This window comes from Streptomyces sp. NPDC029122 (assembly GCF_055569445.1).
In genome coordinates this window covers 1-19,638 of sequence record NZ_JBVHWK010000039.1, presented here as the reverse complement: position 1 = coordinate 19,638, position 19,638 = coordinate 1, and the positions used below count along the sequence as shown (strand labels likewise).

The 19,638-nt window shown below is 73.5% G+C and carries 17 protein-coding genes; 11 read left to right on the top strand and 6 right to left on the bottom strand.

All coding sequences use genetic code 11. The features are described from left to right. Nucleotides 1-79 precede the first annotated feature (79 nt). Nucleotides 80-880 carry a hypothetical protein gene (locus ACZ4WZ_RS31355; protein ID WP_467896129.1) on the top strand — a complete coding sequence of 267 codons (801 nt, stop codon included), beginning with the start codon at nucleotides 80-82 and terminating at the stop codon, nucleotides 878-880. 260 nt (nucleotides 881-1,140) lie between these two features. Here the strand turns inward: ACZ4WZ_RS31355 and disA are convergent, their stop codons facing one another. Both disA and radA read right to left on the bottom strand, forming a co-directional pair. Beyond that, nucleotides 1,141-2,265, bottom strand: a complete 1,125-nt coding sequence (disA, locus tag ACZ4WZ_RS31350; RefSeq protein ID WP_467896126.1) for a DNA integrity scanning diadenylate cyclase DisA — start codon at nucleotides 2,263-2,265, stop codon at nucleotides 1,141-1,143. A 296-nt stretch (nucleotides 2,266-2,561) separates the two neighbouring features. After that, complete coding sequence (gene radA, locus ACZ4WZ_RS31345) at nucleotides 2,562-3,977, bottom strand: DNA repair protein RadA (protein ID WP_467896123.1); 1,416 nt, start codon at nucleotides 3,975-3,977, stop codon at nucleotides 2,562-2,564. A gap of 197 nt (nucleotides 3,978-4,174) precedes the next feature. Between radA and ACZ4WZ_RS31340 the strand changes: the two genes are divergently transcribed. After that, a complete protein-coding gene (locus tag ACZ4WZ_RS31340) occupies nucleotides 4,175-6,079 on the top strand; it encodes a BACON domain-containing protein (protein WP_467896120.1) in 1,905 nt (634 codons plus the stop codon). Between the two features lie 13 nt (nucleotides 6,080-6,092). On the opposite strand, the gene ACZ4WZ_RS31335 is transcribed toward ACZ4WZ_RS31340, so the two are convergent. Continuing rightward, nucleotides 6,093-6,896, bottom strand: a complete 804-nt coding sequence (locus tag ACZ4WZ_RS31335; protein WP_467896118.1) for a DUF3109 family protein — start codon at nucleotides 6,894-6,896, stop codon at nucleotides 6,093-6,095. Nucleotides 6,897-6,957: 61 nt separating this feature from the next. On the opposite strand from ACZ4WZ_RS31335, the gene ACZ4WZ_RS31330 reads away from it, so the two are divergent. Continuing rightward, the gene (locus tag ACZ4WZ_RS31330) at nucleotides 6,958-7,884 is read left to right on the top strand and encodes a Ppx/GppA family phosphatase (protein ID WP_467896116.1); all 927 of its coding nucleotides are present in this window, start codon (nucleotides 6,958-6,960) and stop codon (nucleotides 7,882-7,884) included. Nucleotides 7,885-7,916: 32 nt separating this feature from the next. Here ACZ4WZ_RS31330 and ACZ4WZ_RS31325 read toward each other — a convergent pair whose 3' ends face one another. Further along, complete coding sequence (locus ACZ4WZ_RS31325; RefSeq protein ID WP_467896113.1) at nucleotides 7,917-8,663, bottom strand: hypothetical protein; 747 nt, start codon at nucleotides 8,661-8,663, stop codon at nucleotides 7,917-7,919. Between the two features lie 66 nt (nucleotides 8,664-8,729). On the opposite strand from ACZ4WZ_RS31325, the gene ACZ4WZ_RS31320 reads away from it, so the two are divergent. The 3 genes from ACZ4WZ_RS31320 (at nucleotide 8,730) to ilvD (ending at nucleotide 12,141) form a co-directional block, all read left to right on the top strand. Next, nucleotides 8,730-9,554 (top strand): sugar phosphate isomerase/epimerase family protein, encoded by an 825-nt coding sequence (locus ACZ4WZ_RS31320; protein ID WP_467896110.1) that lies wholly within the window; start codon nucleotides 8,730-8,732, stop codon nucleotides 9,552-9,554. Continuing rightward, the gene (locus ACZ4WZ_RS31315; RefSeq protein WP_467896106.1) at nucleotides 9,551-10,168 is read left to right on the top strand and encodes a TetR/AcrR family transcriptional regulator; all 618 of its coding nucleotides are present in this window, start codon (nucleotides 9,551-9,553) and stop codon (nucleotides 10,166-10,168) included. Before ACZ4WZ_RS31320 ends, ACZ4WZ_RS31315 begins: the two co-directional genes overlap by 4 nt. A 122-nt stretch (nucleotides 10,169-10,290) precedes the next feature. Beyond that, nucleotides 10,291-12,141, top strand: coding sequence for a dihydroxy-acid dehydratase (gene ilvD, locus ACZ4WZ_RS31310; RefSeq protein ID WP_467896103.1), 1,851 nt, complete (start codon nucleotides 10,291-10,293; stop codon nucleotides 12,139-12,141). A 25-nt stretch (nucleotides 12,142-12,166) separates the two neighbouring features. On the opposite strand, the gene ACZ4WZ_RS31305 is transcribed toward ilvD, so the two are convergent. After that, nucleotides 12,167-14,278, bottom strand: a complete 2,112-nt coding sequence (locus tag ACZ4WZ_RS31305; RefSeq protein WP_467896100.1) for a serine/threonine-protein kinase — start codon at nucleotides 14,276-14,278, stop codon at nucleotides 12,167-12,169. A gap of 106 nt (nucleotides 14,279-14,384) precedes the next feature. Here ACZ4WZ_RS31305 and ACZ4WZ_RS31300 point away from each other — a divergent pair, with 106 nt between their 5' ends. The 5 genes from ACZ4WZ_RS31300 to proC all read left to right on the top strand — a co-directional run bounded on the left by ACZ4WZ_RS31300 (nucleotide 14,385) and on the right by proC (nucleotide 17,839). Then, a complete protein-coding gene (locus tag ACZ4WZ_RS31300) occupies nucleotides 14,385-14,690 on the top strand; it encodes a peptidase (RefSeq protein ID WP_467896097.1) in 306 nt (101 codons plus the stop codon). A 92-nt stretch (nucleotides 14,691-14,782) separates the two neighbouring features. Further along, nucleotides 14,783-15,301: a hypothetical protein gene (locus tag ACZ4WZ_RS31295; RefSeq protein ID WP_467896094.1), complete on the top strand. Its 519-nt coding sequence runs from the start codon at nucleotides 14,783-14,785 to the stop codon at nucleotides 15,299-15,301. 69 nt (nucleotides 15,302-15,370) lie between these two features. Continuing rightward, nucleotides 15,371-16,192, top strand: a complete 822-nt coding sequence (locus ACZ4WZ_RS31290; RefSeq protein WP_467896091.1) for an ABC transporter ATP-binding protein — start codon at nucleotides 15,371-15,373, stop codon at nucleotides 16,190-16,192. Beyond that, nucleotides 16,189-16,926 (top strand): ABC transporter permease, encoded by a 738-nt coding sequence (locus ACZ4WZ_RS31285; RefSeq protein ID WP_467896088.1) that lies wholly within the window; start codon nucleotides 16,189-16,191, stop codon nucleotides 16,924-16,926. Before ACZ4WZ_RS31290 ends, ACZ4WZ_RS31285 begins: the two co-directional genes overlap by 4 nt. A 103-nt stretch (nucleotides 16,927-17,029) precedes the next feature. Then, nucleotides 17,030-17,839, top strand: a complete 810-nt coding sequence (gene proC / locus ACZ4WZ_RS31280) for a pyrroline-5-carboxylate reductase (RefSeq protein WP_388944895.1) — start codon at nucleotides 17,030-17,032, stop codon at nucleotides 17,837-17,839. A gap of 53 nt (nucleotides 17,840-17,892) precedes the next feature. Here proC and trpS read toward each other — a convergent pair whose 3' ends face one another. Then, nucleotides 17,893-18,891, bottom strand: a complete 999-nt coding sequence (gene trpS, locus ACZ4WZ_RS31275) for a tryptophan--tRNA ligase (protein WP_467896084.1) — start codon at nucleotides 18,889-18,891, stop codon at nucleotides 17,893-17,895. Between the last annotated feature and the right edge of the window lie 747 nt (nucleotides 18,892-19,638).

Here is a 19,638-nt window from a genome sequence, read left to right as displayed (position 1 = left end):
GCTGATCATCGGCAAAACCTGCCGGATACGCGGCATGTGGGGCGCGGAACGCGGCACGAGTTCTCGTAAGGTTCGGTGCGTGGGATCTCTGCGCAATCCGGTCGGGCCGCTCCCCTCCTCCATTTACTGGCGGCGGAGGGCCGTGCTGGCGTCCGTCGCCGCGCTCGTCGCGCTGCTCGCCGTATGGTTCGTCAGTTCCGGTGGCGGCGGCACGAGTACGAACGGCAAGGGCGGCGGCGACGGCTCCGGACCCGTGCGCACGATCACCCCCGGCCCCTCCGGCTCCGGCCCGGCGATCAGTCAGGCCCCGGGCGGACGCGCCGAGTCGGGCTCCGGCACCGGCGGCGGCAGCGGCTCCCAGGGCCCGGGCGGGAACGACGCCCCGGGCGGCACCGGCGCGGCCCCCGGCACGGGCGCGGGCTCCTCGGGCTCCTCGGGCTCCTCCCCCGCGCAGGTCCCGGCGGACTCCCCGCTGCCGACGTGCCCGGCGAGCGCGCTGCAGTGGGAGGTCAAGAGCGTGAAGAACGAGTACGAGACGAACGAGAAGCCCCGTCTCGAACTGCTCGTCCGCAACACCTCGGGCAGCACCTGCAAGTTCGGGCTCGGGCCGAAGCAGGCGGTCGTGACCATCTTCCAGACGACCGGCGCCAAGGCCGTCTGGTCCTCCGCGGACTGCCCGACGGGCGCCGCCAACGCCTTCTACCGGCTGCCGGCACAGGGCGAGACGAAGCAGACGGTGGAATGGGACCGCAAGCCGAGCGCGGCGGACCAGTGCCAGAACCCCCCGCAGGGCAACCCGGCCCCCGACACCTACGTGGTCGAGGTCAAGTCCCCGGGCCTCCCGGTGGCCCGCACGTCCTTCGTCCTGAAGCAGGACTAGGCCTTTTCGGGGGGTCCGGGCGGGGGCGGCCGGGGGACCGCCCGGCCGGGCGGAAATGCTCCCGCCGGCTAGGCCGTCTCTTCCGGATCTTGCTCCCCCAGCTACCGCTGGGAGGTGCCCCCACACCCGCGCCGCCCGGTACCGCACCTCGCCGCGTTGTCGCGGCACCCGAGGACGTCCAGTAATCGGGAGCCGCTCCGCCTTGCGATGCACGGCACCGGACGACGCGGGCTTAACCGGCAAGATCCGAAAGAGACGACCTAGACGTACCGTTCCAGGATCGAGGACTCCGCCAGGCGGGACAGGCCCTCGCGGACGCTACGGGCACGGGCCTCGCCCACGCCGTCCACCGTCTGGAGGTCGTCCACGCTGGCCGCCAGCAGCTTCTGGAGCCCGCCGAAGTGCTCCACCAGCCGCTCGATGATCGCCCCCGGCAGCCTGGGCACCTTCGCCAGCAGCCGGTAACCGCGGGGCGACACCGCCGAATCCAGCGTCTCCGGCGAGCCCGTGTACCCCAGGGCCCGCGCCACGATCGCCAGCTCCAGCAGCTCCGGATGGGTCAGCGCGTCCAGCGCCGGCAGCGCTTCCTCCACCGTGCGGGAACGCTTCGCCGTCGGTTCCGGAACGTAGTCCCGGATCACCAGTTCCCGTTCCTGCTCGATGCCGACCGTCAGCTCGTCCAGCTGGAGCGACAGCAGTCGCCCGTCCGTGCCCAGTTCGACCACGTACTCGGCGATTTCCGTCGCGATCCGGCGGACCATTTCCAGCCGCTGCGCGACGGCGGTGACGTCGCGGACCGTGACCAGGTCCTCGATCTCCAGCGCCGACAGCGTGCCCGCGACCTCGTCCAGGCGCAGCTTGTACCGCTCCAGCGTGGCCAGCGCCTGGTTCGCCCGGGACAGGATGGCCCCGGACTCCTCCAGGACCCGCCGCTCCCCGTCCACGTACAGCGCGATCAGCCGCATCGACTGGGACACCGACACCACCGGGAAACCGCACTGCTTGGAGACGCGGTCCGCCGTGCGGTGGCGGGTGCCCGTCTCCTCCGTGTGGATCGAGGCGTCCGGCACCAGCTGTACGCCGGCCCGCAGGATCTTGGTGATGTCCTTGTCGAGGATGAGCGCCCCGTCGAGCTTGCACAGCTCGCGCAGCCGGGTCGCGGTGAACTCCACGTCCAGTACGAAGCCGCCGGTGCACATCGACTCGACGGTCTTGTCCATGCCCAGGACGATCAGGCCGCCCGTATTGCCCCGGACGATCCGCTCCAGCCCGTCGCGCAGGGGCTGACCAGGCGCGACCGCGCTCAGCGAGGCGCGCATCAACGCCTCGTGCTTGGAGCTCGCGCCGGACTTCCCGGGTGCTGCTGCCCCGTCCTTGGCTGCCACTGCACTCCTCCGGTCGCGGGTTGCGCCGCCGCGTACGGCCGGGCGGACCAGCCCAAAGTCTACCGGCGCACGCTGTGCGCCCGCCGGGGCTTGGCCCGTACCGCCGCCAGGAGGCCCCGTGCGCGCCGTGCGCGCCGGCCCCCGGGGTGCCCCCGTCCGGGCCCCCCGTCCGGGGCCGTCCGGCTCGCGGCCGCCCGCTGACCTGCTGCGGGACCCGGCTGCGGAGGCAAGGATTCCGCTGCTGTCCGCGCCGCCGTGGGCGCGGCAGGCCGTTCCGCCGCGCGCTCCCGGGCCGGCTATTCCGCCGCCGCCCGCTCCCGGGCCGGCGTACGCGAACGCCCGCGCGGCAGGACCCGTAGCGCGTCCCCCATGTCCGCCACCTCGGTCACCTTCATCCCCGACGGCACCTTCCCCGGGTCCGCCGGGACCAGCGCGTGCGTGAAACCGAGCCGGTGCGCCTCGGCCAGGCGCCGCTGTACGCCGGTCACCCGCCGCACCTCGCCGGCCAGACCGACCTCCCCGATGGCCACCAGGTTCTTCGGCAGGGGCACATCACTGGCCGCCGAGGCCAGCGCCAGCGCGATCGCCAGGTCCGCCGCCGGCTCCGTCAGCTTCACCCCGCCCACGGTCGCGCTGTAGATGTCCCGCTTGCCCAGCGCGGTGATGCGGCCGCGCTGCTCCAGCACCGCCAGCATCATGGAGACGCGCGAGGTCTCCAGACCCGAGGTGGTGCGGCGCGGCGAGGGGATCTGCGAGTCGACGGTGAGCGCCTGCACCTCGGCGACCAGCGGGCGCTTGCCCTCCAGGGTCACGGTCAGGCAGGTGCCCGGCACCGCCTCGGCACGCCGGGTCAGGAACAGGCCGCTGGGGTCGGCGAGCCCGGTGATGCCCTCGTCGTGCAGCTCGAAGCAGCCGACCTCGTCGGTGGCCCCGTAACGGTTCTTCACGCCGCGCACCAGGCGCAGCCGGGCGTGCCGGTCGCCCTCGAAGCTGAGCACCACGTCCACCAGGTGCTCCAGCAGGCGGGGGCCGGCGATGGCGCCGTCCTTGGTGACGTGGCCGACGAGGAGGGTGGCCATGCCCCGCTCCTTCGAGGCGCGGATCAGCGCGCCGGCGACCTCGCGGACCTGGGCCATGCCGCCGGGCGCGCCGTCGATCTCGGGGGAGGCGATGGTCTGTACGGAGTCCAGGACCAGCAGCGACGGCCGCACCGCGTCGAGGTGGCCCAGCACCGCGGACAGGTCGGTCTCGGCGGCGAGGTAGAGGTGGTCGTTGAGGGCGTTGATCCGGTCGGCCCGCAGCCGCACCTGGCTGGCCGACTCCTCGCCGGTGACGTACAGGGTGCGGTGGTCGCCGGTGGCCGCCTTCGAGGCGACGTCCAGCAGCAGCGTCGACTTGCCGACGCCCGGCTCGCCCGCCAGCAGCACCACCGCGCCGGGGACGAGGCCGCCGCCCAGGACCCGGTCCAGCTCGTCCACGCCGGTGCTGCGGGCGGTCGCGGTCCTGCCGTCGACCTGGCCGATGGGCAGCGCGGCCGCGGAGACGCGACCGGCCGCGGTGGTCCGTACGGCGGGCGCGCCCATCTCCTCGACGGTCCCCCACGCCTGGCACTCGGGGCACCGGCCGAGCCATTTCGCGGTGGTCCAGCCGCACTCGGAGCAGCGGTAGGACGGCCGGTCCTTGGCGGATGAACGAGATGTACGGGCAGCCATGGCGCCCACCGTAGCCGCCGCCACCGACAACGCCCGACGCGTCGGGCGCGCGGGCGGCCGCCGGACCACCGGATCCGCGCGCGGCGGGGCCGGGCGTCAGGGCCGCTGTCAGCGGAGTGCCGATCTGTTCACCCTTAAGGGCTAAAACCCCGGAAGGCTTCCGGAGCGTTACCGGCGCGCCGCCTACGGTTCGCCGAGTGAACAGCAGCGACCAGGGAGAGTCCGTATCGCGCACCGGCGCACACCCCGCGCACGGGCGCACGCCCCGAGTGGACTGGGCGGGCCCGGCGGGCGATACGGGTGGTGCGGAGGTTACGCCAGTTGCCGGTGGTGCTTCCTATGGGGTAGGAGCGACGGCAGAAGCGGGTGGTGCCGAAGGTGCGGCTGGTACCGGTGGTGCGGTTGACACCGCCGACACCGCCGACACCGTCCGGCCCGAGGACCCCGTCCCCGGCGGGGAGCCCCCGCCCCTGCGGCACGAGCCCCACCTGGACGGGCTCTTCACGTACTGCCTGTCGGTCCTGTGCGACCACGACGCCGCCACCGAGGTGCTCGGCGACGTCCTCGCCGTCGCCGAGCGGTACCCCGGAAGATGTCCCGACGAGGGCGACCGGCGGGCCTGGCTCTACGCGCTCGCCCGCTGGGCCTGCCTGCGCCGGCTGGCCGAGCGGCGGCGCGTCCGCCAGGGAGCGCATTCCGCCCCGCGCACGCTGGAGCATACGGACCCCGAGCGCGCGCCCCGGGCGCACCGCCCGCTCGACGTGAACGCCTACCGCCGTACCGAACTCGCCCGGCTCGCCTGGCCCGAGGCCGCCGGCACCACCCCCCAACAGCGCGAGGCCCTCGAACTCGCCGTCCGCCACCGCCTCGGCGTCACCGAACTCGCCGCCGTCCTCGGCACCGCCCCCACCGCCGCCCGGGACCTGCTCTCCGGCGCGGCCTGCGAGGTCGAACGCACCCGCGCCGCCCTCGCCGTCGTCGAGACCGCCAACTGCCCGGCCGTCTCCCGCATCACCGGCGACGACGGCGACGTCCAGGTACTGCTGTCCACCACCCTGCGCGCCGAGCTCGTCCGCCACGTCGACGACTGCCCGCGCTGCCGCCGCGCCGCCGAACGCGTCGGTGCCGCGGCCCCCTGGCCGGGCTCCGGCATCAGCGCCGTCCTGCCCCTGGTCCCCGCGCCCCGCACCGCCGTCCACGCCGCCATGCTGCGTTCCGGCCGGCGCCGCGGCGGCCGCCCCGGCCCGCGCTTCGACCGGACCGGCTTCCCCATGGACCCCAAGGACCGCGCCGCCCGCCGCGACCGGCTCCGCGCACGGGCCGTGACCACCACCGTCGTGGCCACCGTCGTCGCCGCGCCCGTACTCGCGCTGTGGGCCGCGTACCGGGGCGCCCCCTCCACCGGCGAGCCCGTCGGAGGCGACGGCAGCCGCATCTCGGCCAGCGAATCGAAGATCCCGCCCCCGTACGCCGGGGGCCGCCCCTTCACCGGGTACGAGAACACCGGCAACACCACCCACACCACCGGGGAGCCCGGCTTCGCGGCCGGCAGCGCGGCTCCCGACGTCTCCGTCGAGGTCATCAGCGCCGGGAGCCCGGCCGGCCCCGAGGCCGCCGGCCCCGGCGCGCCCGGCCGCCTCACCGTCGCCGCGACCACCCGGGGCGCCACCACCCTGCTCACCCTCACCGCCTCCGGCGGGAGCCCCGTCGACTGGCGGCTCTGGTCGGACGCGCCATGGCTGCGCGCGAGCGAGACGGCGGGCACCCTCGCGCCCGGAGAATCGGTCACCCTCCGGATCACCGTCGACACCGAGGCCCAGCCCGTCGGCGCCTGGACGGCCCGGGTCGGTGTCGACCCCGGCGGGGCGGTGGTCTCCCTCCAGGGCCGCGGCCGCCCCGCGCCCACCCCGGAGCCGACCCCGCCGGCCCCGGACCCCGACCCCACGCCCACACCGACCCCGGAACCCACGCCCACACCGACCACGCCCGCCCCCGACCCCACGCCGACCCCGGACCCCACGCCGGCCCCGACGGACACGGCGACCCCGGAACCCCCCTCAGGAGGAACGGTTTCCCCCGACCCGGGGACGCCCGGGGGCTGAGGCCTGCCCGGGTCTACGCCGGGTCGGCGGGGTGCGGGGCCATCGGCAGCAGCGAGGCCAGCCGCGCCTCGCACAGCTTCACCAGCTCCTCGTAGGCCTCCTTGCCCATCAGCTCCGTCAGCTCCGCCCGGTACGACACGTACACCGGCTGTCCGGCACCGTGCGCGGAGGTCGCCGACGTGCACCACCAGTGCAGGTCGTGGCCGCCCGGGCCCCAGCCGCGCCGGTCGTACTCGCCGATCGACACCTGGAGGACCCGGGTGTCGTCCGGCCGGTCGATCCAGTCGTAGGTCCGCCGGATGGGCAGCTGCCAGCACACGTCCGGCTTGGTCTCCAGAGGCTCCTGGCCGCTCCTGAGCGCCAGGATGTGCAGGGAGCAGCCCGCGCCGGCCGGGAAACCGGGCCGGTTCAGGAAGATGCAGGCGCCGTCCCAGCGGCGGGTCTGCTTCTCCCCGTCGTCGTCGAGCTGGGTCCAGCCGGACTCGCTCCCGACGTCGTGGAACTGCCACAGCTCCGGCGTCAGGCGGGCGACGTGCCCGGCCACCCGCTTCTCGTCTTCCTCGTCGGAGAAGTGCGCGCCGAGGGTGCAGCAGCCGTCGGACGCGCGGCCCGCCTGGATGCCCTGGCAGCCGCTGCCGAAGATGCACGTCCAGCGGGAGGTCAGCCAGGTCAGGTCGCAGCGGAAGACCTGCTCCTCGTCGGCGGGATCGGGGAACTCCACCCAGGCGCGGGGGAAGTCGAGGCCCTTCTCGTCCGACACCCTGGTCTTCGTCTTCTTCTTGGTCTCGCTCTTGCTGGCCTTCTTCGTATTTGGCACAAGCCCAGCCTAAGCGCCCCTTCCTCCACCGCTCCTCGTCCGGCCCAGTAGCGTTTCCCGCATGAGACTCGGTGTCCTCGATGTGGGTTCGAACACGATCCATCTGCTGGTGGTGGACGCGCACCCCGGCGCGCGCCCCCAGCCCGCGCACTCGCACAAGGTGCAGCTGCGGCTCGCGCAGCTGCTCGACGAGCACGGCGCGGTCAGCCCGGAGGGTGTCGAACGGCTCGTCGCGGCGATCGCCGGCGCGGTGCAGGCCGCCGAGGACAAGGGCTGCGAGGACGTCCTGCCCTTCGCGACCAGCGCGGTGCGCGAGGCCCCGAACGCCGACGCCGTCCTGGCCCGGGTCAAGGCGGAGACCGGCATCGAGCTGCCGGTGCTCAGCGGTGAGGACGAGGCCCGGCTGACCTTCCTGGCGGTCCGGCGGTGGTTCGGCTGGTCCGCGGGGAAGCTGCTGGTCCTCGACATCGGCGGGGGCTCGCTGGAGATCGCGTACGGGATGGACGAGGACCCCGACGCGGCCGTGTCCCTCCCGCTGGGCGCGGGCCGCCTCACCTCGGCCTGGCTCCCGGGGGACCCGGCGGACCCGGCGGACGTGAAGGCGCTGCGGCGGCACGTCCGGGCGCGGATCGCGCGGACGGTCGGCGAGTTCAGCCGCTTCGGGTCGCCGGACCACGTGGTGGCGACGTCGAAGACCTTCAAGCAGCTGGCCCGGCTCGCGGGCGCGGCCCGCGAGGCCGACGGGCTGTACGTGCAGCGCGACCTGAGCCGCAAATCCCTCGAGGAGTGGGTGCCCCGCCTGACGGTGATGACCACGACGGAGCGCGCCGCCCTCCCGGGCGTCTCGGAGGGCCGCGCCGCCCAGCTCCTGGCGGGGGCGCTGGTGGCGGAGGCGGCGATGGACCTCTTCGGCGTGGACGAACTGGAGATCTGCCCCTGGGCCCTGCGCGAAGGCGTCATCCTGCGCCGCCTGGACCACCTGCCGTAAGCGCCCGGGCGCGGAGGCCCCGGGCGGCGCCGTCAGGCCGTCGCCGGGGCCCACGCCTGCGGGGCGTGGCGGTGGTTGCGGTGGCCCGCCGCGAGGACCGCGCGGAGCCGGGGGAGGTGTTCCGTGGCCGGGGGGAGGGTGAGGCGGTCGAGGAGGGTGAGGGCCGCGGCGGGGTCCAGGTCGCCGTAGAGGTCGTGGTAGCCGGCGCGCAGGGCCTTGAAGAGGGGCTCGTGGAGGGCCGGGAGGCGGGCCGCCGTTTCGTACGCGGGGTGCTTGACCTCCCACGGGACCGGGCCCGAGTCGGCCAGGACGCGGGCGGCGCGGCGCAGCGACGGCGGCGCGGGGGCGGCCACGATGGCGGCGATGTCGTTGCCCAGGACCTCGGCGAAGGCCGTGGCGGAGGTGGAGCGGTCCTCGAACCAGTCGACCCAGAGCGAGTAGCGCACGGGCGCCGGGTCCCGCTCCGCCTCCAGGCGCGTGCGGTAGCCCTCCCAGAGGGGTCCGGCGGGCAGCGGGCCGTCCGGGCCGTCGTGCGCGAAGCCGATCTCGCAGGTGACCCAGTACTCGTCGAGGAGGTCCAGCAGGCCGAAGGCCATGCGTACCGCCGCCGCCCCGTCGAGGTCCTCGTCCACGAAGACCTCGTAGGCCCAGGAGTGCGCGATCTCGTTGGCGGTACGGGGAGCGCCGGGCCTGTCGGGGTCGGTCCAGCCCCCGGGGGTCTGGACGACGCCGCGGTCGGCCAGCCACTGCCGGGCGCGTGCGGTCCCTTCGGGTTCCATCCGAAAAGTATGACGAGAGTGCCGCCGTGTGCGTCCCGCCGGGGAGGCGCCCCGTAATCTGTCACCGTGGCAGATCCACTCCGTATCCCGAGCAGCCGGACCCCGAAGGTCGCCCTGTCCACCGCCTCCGTCTACCCGGAGTCCACGGCGACCGCCTTCGAGATCGCCGCGCGCCTCGGCTACGACGGGGTGGAGGTCATGGTCTGGACGGACCCGGTGAGCCAGGACATCGACGCGCTGCGCCGCCTGTCGGACCACCACCAGGTGCCGGTCCTGGCCGTGCACGCGCCCTGTCTGCTCATCACCCAGCGCGTGTGGTCGACGGATCCGTGGACCAAGCTCCACCGGGCCCGGGCGGCGGCCGAGCGGCTGGGGGCGTCCACCGTCGTGGTGCATCCGCCGTTCCGCTGGCAGCGCCAGTACGCGCGGGACTTCGTGTCCGGGATCTGGCGGATGGCCGACGAGACCGACGTCCGCTTCGCCGTCGAGAACATGTACCCGTGGCGCTACCGGGACCGCGAGATGCTCGCGTACGCGCCCGAGTGGGACGTGACGAAGGACGACTACCGGCACTTCACCGTCGACCTGTCGCACACCGCCACCGCCCGCACCGACGCCTCCGCGATGATCGACCGGATGGGGGACCGGCTGGCCCACGTCCACCTCGCCGACGGCAACGGATCGGCGAAGGACGAGCACCTGGTCCCCGGGCGCGGTACGCAGCCCTGCGCCGAGCTGCTCGCAGGGCTGGCCCGGAGTTCCTTCGACGGGCACGTGGTGATCGAGGTGAACACGCGGCGCGCCATGTCCTCCGCGGAGCGGGAGGCGGATCTCGCGGAGGCGCTGGCCTTCACGCGTGCGCACCTCGCGAAGCCGGCCGGCCGCCGGTGACGGAGCCCGTGAAGCGGCGGCGCGGCCCCGGCCGGCCGCGCCAGGACGAGGCGGACGAGGGCCCCGGTACGCAGGAGCGCATCCGCCTCGCCGCCCGCGAGGTGTTCGCGGAGCGCGGGTACGACAAGACGTCCGTGCGCGGCGTCGCGAAGGTCGCGGGGGTGGACCCGGCGCTGGTGCACCACTACTTCGGCAGCAAGGACGACCTCTTCGCCGCGGCCATCGAGGTGAGCCTGGAGCCGGCCCTGGTGGTTCCGGCCATTCTCGGGGAGGGTCCCGACGGCATCGGGGAGCGGCTGGTCCGCTATTTCCTGGGGGTGTGGGAGAACCCGGTCACCCGGGTGCCGCTGCTGGCCGTGATCCGGTCGGCGCTCACGCACGACGCCGCCGCGAAGGTGCTGCGCACGCTGGTGCTGCGCCGGGTGCTGGAGCGGATCGCCGCCGACCTCGACGTCCCGGATCCGACGTTCCGGGCCGAGCTGGCCGCCTCGCACATGGTCGGGATCGCGATCCTGCGGTACGTGGTGCAGGTGGAGCCGCTCGCGTCGGCGGACGCGGAGGACATCGTGGCCCTCGTCGCTCCCACCCTCCAGCGCTACCTGACCGAGGAGTGACCCCCGCGTCCCGGCATCCGGACGAGGTGTCCGGATCGCGGGCGGTGGGCGTAGCCTCGTAACCGAGCCATATCCGCAGTCGCGGCTGACCGTACAGCCGCACTCATGGGGAGTGAAACCGCATGCCCGAGCTGAGGTCCCGCACCGTCACCCACGGCCGCAACATGGCAGGCGCTCGTGCGCTGATGCGCGCGTCGGGCGTAGCGAGCGAGGACATCGGCAAGCCGATCATCGCGGTCGCCAACTCCTTCACCGAGTTCGTCCCCGGTCACACCCACCTGGCGCCGGTCGGCCGCATCGTCTCGGACGCCGTCCGCGCCGCCGGTGCGATCCCGCGCGAGTTCAACACGATCGCGGTCGACGACGGCATCGCCATGGGCCACGCGGGCATGCTGTACTCCCTCCCCTCGCGCGACCTGATCGCGGACAGCGTGGAGTACATGGTCGAGGCGCACTGCGCCGACGCCCTGATCTGCATCTCGAACTGCGACAAGATCACTCCCGGCATGCTGATGGCCGCCATGCGCCTCAACATCCCGGTGGTCTTCGTCTCCGGCGGTCCGATGGAGGCCGGGCAGGCGACCCTGGTGGACGGCACCGTCCGCAAGCTGGACCTGATCGACGCCATGGTCGACGCCTCCAACGAGAACGTCTCGGACGAGGACGTCCTGCGCATCGAGGAGAACGCCTGTCCGACGTGCGGTTCGTGTTCGGGCATGTTCACCGCCAACTCGATGAACTGCCTGGCCGAGGCCATCGGCCTGGCCCTGCCCGGCAACGGCTCGGTCCTCGCCACGCACACCGCCCGCCGCGCCCTGTACGAGGACGCCGGCCGCACGGTCGTGGAGATCACCAAGCGCTACTACGAGGACGGCGACGAGTCGGTCCTGCCGCGCAGCATCGCCTCCCGCGAGGCCTTCGAGAACGCCATGGCCCTGGACATCGCCATGGGCGGCTCGACCAACACGATCCTGCACCTGCTGGCCGCCGCGCAGGAGGCGGGCCTGGAGTACGACCTGACGGACATCGACGCCGTCTCGCGCCGCGTCCCGTGCCTGGCCAAGGTCGCCCCGAACGTCGCGCCCGGCGGCACGTACTACATGGAGGACATCCACCGCGCCGGCGGCATCCCCGCCATCCTCGGCGAGCTGCACCGCGGCGGCCTCCTCAACAAGGACGTCACCACCGTCCACTCCAAGGGCCTGGAGGACTGGCTCGCGAAGTGGGACGCCCGCTCCGGCACGGCGTCCGAGGAGGCGATGGAGCTGTGGCACGCGGCCCCCGGCTGCAAGCGCTCCGCCACCGCCTTCTCCCAGTCCGAGCGCTGGGAGACCCTCGACCTGGACGCCGAGGGCGGCTGCATCCGCTCCGTGCAGCACGCGTACTCCAAGGACGGCGGCCTCGCCGTCCTGCGCGGCAACATCGCGGTCGACGGCTGCGTCGTGAAGACGGCCGGTGTCGACGAGTCGATCTGGACCTTCGAGGGCCCGGCGGTCGTCTGCGAGTCGCAGGACGAGGCCGTCGAGAAGATCCTGACGAAGCAGGTCCAGCCGGGGGACGTCGTCGTCATCCGCTACGAGGGCCCGCGCGGCGGCCCCGGCATGCAGGAGATGCTCTACCCGACCTCCTTCCTCAAGGGCCGCGGCCTCGGCAAGGTCTGCGCCCTGGTGACGGACGGCCGCTTCTCCGGCGGCACCTCGGGCCTGTCCATCGGCCACGCCTCCCCGGAGGCGGCCTCGGGCGGTGACATCGCGGTCGTCGAGGACGGCGACCGGATCCGCATCGACATCCCGAACCGGTCGATCGAGCTGCTGGTCTCCGAGGAGGAGCTGGCCGCCCGGCACGCGGCCCTCGGCGGCGTGTACGCCCCGAAGACCCGCGAGCGCACCGTCTCGGCCGCCCTGCGCGCCTACGCGGCGATGGCCACCAGCGCCGACAAGGGCGCGGTCCGCGACGTGTCGAAGCTGGGCTGAGCGCTCCGGACCCCGCCGGCGTGGTTCACCACCCGGCGGGGTTCCGCGCGTCCACGGCGAAGACGGTGCCGTCGGGGGCGGAGGCGTAGACGCCGCCGCCGGTGACGACGGGGGCGGGGAGGGTGGCGCTGAAGGTGCCCTGGGCCGCCATGCGCGGCCTGGTCTGCCCCACGAGCCGCCCGGCCGCCGCGTCCACGGCCAGCAGTCGGCCGTCCCCGGTCATCAGGAAGACCTGCCCCTCCGAGACGACGGGCCCGGAGCCGCTGGCCGCCCCGGTCTCCAGCCGCCAGAGCTCCCTTTCCGCGCCGACCGCCACGAGCGCCCCACCGCTGCCGAAGGCGTAGACGGTCCCCTCCGGTCCCACGGTCGCCTCGGCGTCGAACAGCGGTGCGGGCAGCTGGGTCCGGCGGACGGTACGGGCCGCCACGTCCACCCTGACGATGCCGGCGGTCCTGGCCCCCGCGTCGCTGTCCAGCAGCTGTACCGCACCGTGCGCCACGCCGACGGGCCGCAGCTTCCCAGGGGCGCGCGTCTGCCAGCGCACCGCTCCCGTCGCCGGATCGACCTCCTCGAGCCGCGTCGACCCGCCGTCGAGGGCCGCGGTCGCCACGTACAGCACGGGCGCCCCCGACGCTCCGGGGCCGCCCCACCACACGGACCCGGCGTCACCGATCGTCCGCGTCCAGCGCGGGGCGCCGCTCGCCGCGTCGAGGGCGGTGACGCTGCCGTTCGCGGTCACGGTGAGCGCGTACGGGCCCGCGGTCACCACGCGCGTGCCGCCGGACAGCTTCCGCTGCCAGCGTTCCGCGCCCGTGCCGGGGTCCAGGGCCTGGAGCCGCTCGCTGCCGGGTGCCGTCACGAGGACCAGCCCGCCCGCGTGGAGCGGAGTGCCGGCGGACGTCAGGCCCTGGCCCGGGGCGTTCGCGCGGACCGTCCAGGCCGTCGAGCCGTCCGCGGGGTCGAGGCGGGTGGCGGCCACGCCGCGCCCGGAGCAGTACAGTCCGCCGGCCCCCGCCGAGCAGGACACCGCCGGGGTGCCCGGTGCGGTCGACCAGGGGGAGAAGCCCTTGCCCGGCTTCCCCGAGACGTGGGCGACGGGCTGCTTCGGCGCGCCGGTGCCGGGCGTCCACCACAGGTAGCCGCCGACCGCCCCCGCGGCGAGCAGCACCCCGAGCCCGGCCGCCGACAGCGCCCGCCCGCGGCGGCGGCGGGGCGGCGTACGGTCCGTCGGGATCCGCTGCCGCAGGTGGGTGACCTCCTCCTCCTCCTCCGCCCGCGGCCGACGCGGCTGCGGGACGAAGGCCTGGGTGTCCTCGGACGTCGGGTACGCGACGGCGCGCATCTCGGCGATCAGCGCCTCGGCGGTCGGCCGTTGCGCCGGATCCTTCGCCAGGCACCGCGCCACGATCGGCACGAGCCGGGCGGGCAGCCCGGTCAGATCGGGCTCGCTGTGCACGACCTGGTACGCCACGAGGTAGTGGCTGTCGGAGTCGAAGGGCCCGCGCCCGGTCGCCGCGTGCACCAGCACCGCGCCCAGCGCGAACACGTCCGCGGCCGTCCCCACCTCCCTCGGCCGCTGGAACTGCTCCGGCGCCATGAACGGCGGGGTCCCGATCAGCTTCCCGGTCTCGGTGCGCAGGTCGCTGTCGGCCGGGCGCGAGATGCCGAAGTCGATGACCCGGACCCCGTCCGGGGCCATCAGCACGTTGCTCGGTTTCAGGTCCCGGTGCACCACACCGGCCCGGTGGATGTCCCGCAGGGCCTCCGCCAGCCCGGCGGCGAGCCGGGTCAGCTCGACGGGGTCGAGCACGCGTTCCCGTACCCGCTCGGACAGGGTCGGGGCGTCGATGAAGAGGGTGGCCATCCAGGGCCGCTCGGCATCGGGGTCGGCGTCCACGACGGGCGCGGTGAAGGCGCCGCTCACCCTCCGCGCGGCCGCGACCTCCTGACGGAACCGCGCCCGGAACTCCGCGTCCACGGCGTGCTGGGCGTGGACGACCTTGACGGCGAGTTTCAGCCCGGAGCTGGAGGTGGCCAGGTGGACGACGCCCATGCCGCCGGAGCCGAGCACGGATTCGAGCCGGTAATGCCCGGCGTATTCCGGAAACCCGGCGTAGTCCGCGTGCAGTGACTGCACCGCTCACCACCCCCGCCGGAGCCTAGTCGATGCCCCGTGCGAACATCCAAGGGCTTGCTACCCTGCGCGCGTTGCGCAGAGCAACACCCACGGGGGGAGTTCTCACATGTCCACTGACGACGTTTCCAGCCAGGCGCGGAGCGTCGCGGCCGCCGACTCGGGTTTCCGGTCCTACCCGACCGCGCCCGGCTACCGGGTCAACATCCGCAGCGGCCCCGGCACCAACTACCCGATCATCGACGCGGTACCCGTCGGCGGTTACGTCACGATCCGCTGCCAGTCCCCCGGCACCACCGTCTCGGGCCCGTACGGCACCACGGACCTGTGGGACTGCGTCGGCAACGGCCGCTTCGTCTCCGACGCCTACGTGCAGACCGGCGCCGACGGCTACGTCGCCGGCCGCTGCGGCTGACCGCGTCACCGCTTCGCCGGCGGGGACTCCCCGGCGGGTCCGCCCGCCGGCGGGGGTCCCCCAAGCGGTAGCCGGGGGAGATAATCGCTGCTGTGAGCGACGCAGAGCAGCGAGACGAGACCACCCCCGCCGCGCCGGCCCCCGGGCCGCAGCCCGAGCCGATCCGGTTCTTCGGCACCTCCTGGGTGGACCACGACAACGGCTACGCCCCGCGCCGCGCCGGCGTGGCCGCCGGCTCCCTCGCCGCCGCCGTCATCGGCGCCTTCCTCCTGCGCTTCGCCTACGAGGGCCTGGAGATCGGCGACGTCGGCCCCTTCCTCAGCATCTCCGTCGTCGTGCTCTTCGCGATCGCCAGCGCCATCTCCTTCGCCAAGACCTGGGAGTCCTTCGGCCGCCGTCCCCGGCCGTCGTCCGACGAGGCCGCCCTCAAGGGCCTCAAGACGATCGGCTTCATCGGCTCGCTCGTCGCCTACTTCCTGCGCAGCCTGACCGAGGCCCCCGGCGAGAAGCTCCGCCGTGCCGAGTACGAGCGAGCCGTGGCCGAATTCGCCCGCCGCCGCAGCGCCCGCACGGGCAACCCGGCCGCCCGCCGCCCCAAGCGCAAGAAGTAGCGCGCCCCCGCCGGTTCCCGAACCGCTGGTCCATTGACGCCCGGCACAGCCGGGAGCATTATTCATCACATGATGAATAACCAGCCGGAGGAGCCCCCTCCCGCCGTCCACGCCCACGGCCTCACCGTCCGGCGCGGCACCGGACGCCACCCCCGCACCGTCCTCGACGGCATCGCCTTCACCGTCCCCCGCGGCCGCATCACCGGCCTCCTCGGCCCCTCGGGCTGCGGCAAATCCACCCTCATGCGCGCCGTCGTCGGCACCCAGGCCCACGTCACCGGCACCCTCGACGTCCTCGGCCACCCCGCCGGCCACCCCGGCCTCCGCTCCCGCATCGGCTACGTCACCCAGGCGCCCTCCGTCTACGACGACCTCACCGTCCGCCAGAACCTCGACTACTTCGCCGCCGTCCTCGACCCTTCCCCCCGCTTCGCGGGGGAGACCCCTCGCCGCACCGCCGCCGACCGACGCCGCACCGCCGTCGAACGGGCCATCGCCGACGTCGACCTCACCAGCCGCGCCACCGCCCTCGCCGGCGACCTCTCCGGCGGCCAGCGCAGCCGCGTCTCCCTCGCCGTGGCCCTCCTCGGCACACCCGAACTGCTCGTCCTCGACGAACCCACCGTCGGCCTCGACCCCGTCCTGCGCCGCGACCTGTGGAACCTCTTCCACGACCTCACCGCCCGCCGCCGCGCCACGATCCTCGTCTCCTCCCACGTCATGGACGAGGCCGAGCGCTGCCACGACCTGCTCCTCATGCGCGAGGGCCGCGTCCTCGCCCAGGACACCCCCGAAGCCCTGCGCACCCGCACCCGCAGCGCCACCGTCGAGGAAGCCTTCCTCCGCCTCGTCGACGAAGCCGGCGCACGCGAAAGGGAGACCCGGCGATGAACCGCGCCCGCACCCTCGCCACCGCAGCCCGCGTCCTGCGCCAGCTCCGCCACGACCCGCGCTCCATCGCGCTGATGCTGCTGGTCCCCGTACTGATGCTCACCCTGCTGCGCTACGTCTTCGACGGCAGCCCCCGCACCTTCGACAGCACCGGCGCGTCCCTCCTCGGGATCTTCCCCCTCATCACGATGTTCCTCGTGACCTCGATCGCCACCCTCCGCGAACGCACCTCCGGCACCCTCGAACGCCTCCTCGCCATGCCGCTCGGCAAGGCCGACCTCATCGCCGGCTACGCCCTCGCCTTCGGCGCCGTCGCCGTCGTCCAGTCCCTCCTCGCCACCGGCCTCGCCCTCTGGCTCCTCGGCCTCGACGTCATCGGCTCCCCCTGGCTGCTCCTGCTCGTCGCGCTCCTCGACGCCCTCCTCGGCACCGCCCTCGGCCTCTTCGTCTCCGCCTTCGCCGCGTCCGAGTTCCAGGCCGTCCAGTTCATGCCGGCCGTGATCTTCCCGCAGCTGCTCCTGTGCGGCCTCTTCGCCCCGCGCGACACCATGCATCCCGTACTCGAAGGCATCTCGGACGTCCTGCCCATGTCCTACGCCGTCGACGGCATGACCCAGGTCCTCACCCACACCGACATGACCGCCGACTTCGTGCGCGACGCCGTCGTCGTCGCCGGCTGCGCCCTGCTCGTCCTCACCCTCGGCACCGCAACCCTCCGCCGCCGGACCCCCTGACCCACCCCCGGCGCCCACGGACCGGACACCGGCCCCGGCCGCACCCTCCCGGTGCGAGGATGAGCCCGTACGTCCCACGTTCGTTCGGCGAGGTGAATCGGGCATGACCCAGACAGTCGCAGTCCTCGGTACCGGCAAGATCGGCGAGGCCCTGCTCAGCGGGATGATCCGGGGCGGCTGGCCGGCCGCCAAACTGCTCGTCACCGCCCGCCGGCCCGAACGCGCCGAAGAGCTCCGCACCCGCTACGGCGTCGAGGCCGTCACCAACGCCGAAGCCGCCAAGCGCGCCGACACCCTCATCCTCACCGTCAAGCCGCAGGACATGGGCAAGCTCCTCGAAGAACTCGCCCCGCACGTCCCCGCCGACCGCCTGGTCATCAGCGGGGCCGCCGGCGTCCCCACCGCCTTCTTCGAGGAACGGCTCGCCCCCGGCACCCCCGTCGTCCGCGTCATGACGAACACCCCCGCCCTCGTCGACGAGGCCATGTCCGTCATCTCGGCCGGCAGCCACGCCACCGCCGCCCACCTCCAGCACGCCGAGGAGATCTTCGGCAGCGTCGGCAAGACCCTGCGCGTCCCCGAGTCCCAGCAGGACGCCGCGACCGCCCTCTCCGGCTCCGGACCCGCGTACTTCTACTTCCTCGTCGAGGCCATGACCGACGCGGGCATCCTCCTCGGCCTGCCCCGCGCCCAGGCCCACGACCTCATCGTCCAGGCCGCCATCGGCGCCGCCGTCATGCTCCGCGACAGCGGCGAGCACCCGGTCAAGCTCCGGGAAGCCGTCACCTCCCCCGCCGGTACGACGATCAACGCCATCGTCGAGTTGGAGAAGCACGGAGTACGCGCGGCCCTGATCGCCGCCCTCGAAGCGGCCCGCGACCGCAGCCGCGAACTCGCCACCGGCAACAGCTGACCCACGAAGGGACGGCGGCCCCGCCGCACCGGGGCCGCCGTCCCCCTCACGCTTCAGGGAGCCAGCAGCCCGATGGCCTCGTACGCCCGGTCCACCACCGGCCGCGCGAGGGCCCGCGCCCGCCCGGCCCCCTCGCGCAGGACCCGCTCCACCTCGCCCGGATCGGCCGCCAGCTCGGCGTGCCGCTCCCGCAGCGGCCGCAGCAGCTCCACCACGGCCTCGGCGACGTCCCGCTTCAGCGGCCCGTACTGCTCGTACCCCCCGGCCAGCTCCTCCGGATCCCGACCCGTACAGGCGGCCAGGACGTCCAGCAGGTTCGCCACCCCCGGCCGCGCCGCCCGGTCGTAGACCACCCCGCCGTCGCCGCTGTCGGTCACGGCCCGCATCACCTTCCTGGTGATCACCGCCGGCTCGTCCAGCAGGTAGACGATCCCGGCGCCGTTCTCACTGGACTTCCCCATCTTCGAGGCGGGGTCCTGGAGGTCCATGACCCGCGCGCCCACGGCGGGCAGCGTCACCCTGGGCACGGTGAAGGTCTGCCCGTACCGCTGGTTGAACCGCACCGCCAGATCCCGGGTCAGCTCCACGTGCTGCCGCTGGTCCTCGCCCACCGGGACCTCCTCCGCCGCGTAGGCGAGGATGTCGGCGGCCATCAGCACGGGATACGTCAGGAGCGACAGCCGTACGCCCTGACCGGACGCCTCGGCCTTCGCGGCCTTCTCCCGGTACTGGATCATCCGCCGGAGTTCCCCGTCGGTGGCGGTGCACTCCAGCAGGTAGGACAGCCGGGTGTGCTCGCTGACGTGGCTCTGCAGGAAGAGGGTGCACCGCTGCGGATCCAGCCCGGCGGCGAGGAACAGCGTCGCGGCCTGCCGGCTGAGGCGCCGGACCCGGGCGGGGTCGTGCTCCACGGTGAGCGCGTGCAGGTCCACGACGCAGAACAGGGCGTCCGCGGGCGCGTGATCGGCCGCGACCCACTGCCGCAGGGCCCCGAGGTAGTTGCCCAGCGTCAGGTGCCCGGACGGCGTGATCCCGCTGAAGATCCTCGTCATGTCTGCTGCTCTCCCTGTGAGTGGTGGTGTGATGCCGCGGTCACCGCGCCGGGCGACCGAGCCACTCCCGGGAGGGGAGAAACAGAAACGGCCGCCGTAGCGGCGGCCGTGAGCGCATGCGTGCTCGCGTAGGAGGTCGGCCGCCGTCAGGCGGCCCACCAGCGGAGGCTGAGCATGGGCGCATGCGTAGTCATGGGAGTCAGCGTAGCCCTCGGGGGGTGAGGTGCGCGGGAAGTTTGCCGACCGGTCGTCCGCCGGTCAGCCGGGAGTTGACACGGGTGTGCCCGATCCGTAAGGTTCTTCGAGTTGTCCGACGTGAGCGCCGACCCCGGTCGGTCCCCGGACAGCCATCCCGCACTACACATTCGAACGAACGACGCACTCCGTCGTCCCGTTTTTCATGCGTATTTGCGAATGAGGAATCCGCGTTCCAGGACGCAGCCCCCGATTGGCTTCGGGGGCAAGGAATCCGCTACTGTCTCACTCGCCGGAAGGGCCCAACCGCCCGGAAGGCAAAACCCGCTGACTGGGAGTCAGGCCCGAAAGGATCTGATAGAGTCGGAACCGCCGGAAAGGGAAAGCGCGAAAGCGCAGGACCTGGAAAGCGAGCGAGAAAGACTCTGATAGAGTCGGAAACGCAAGAACGAAGAATAGAACGAAAGCCCGGAGGAAAGCCCGCGAGGGTGAGTACAAAGGAAGCGTCCGTTCCTTGAGAACTCAACAGCGTGCCAAAAATCAACGCCAGAA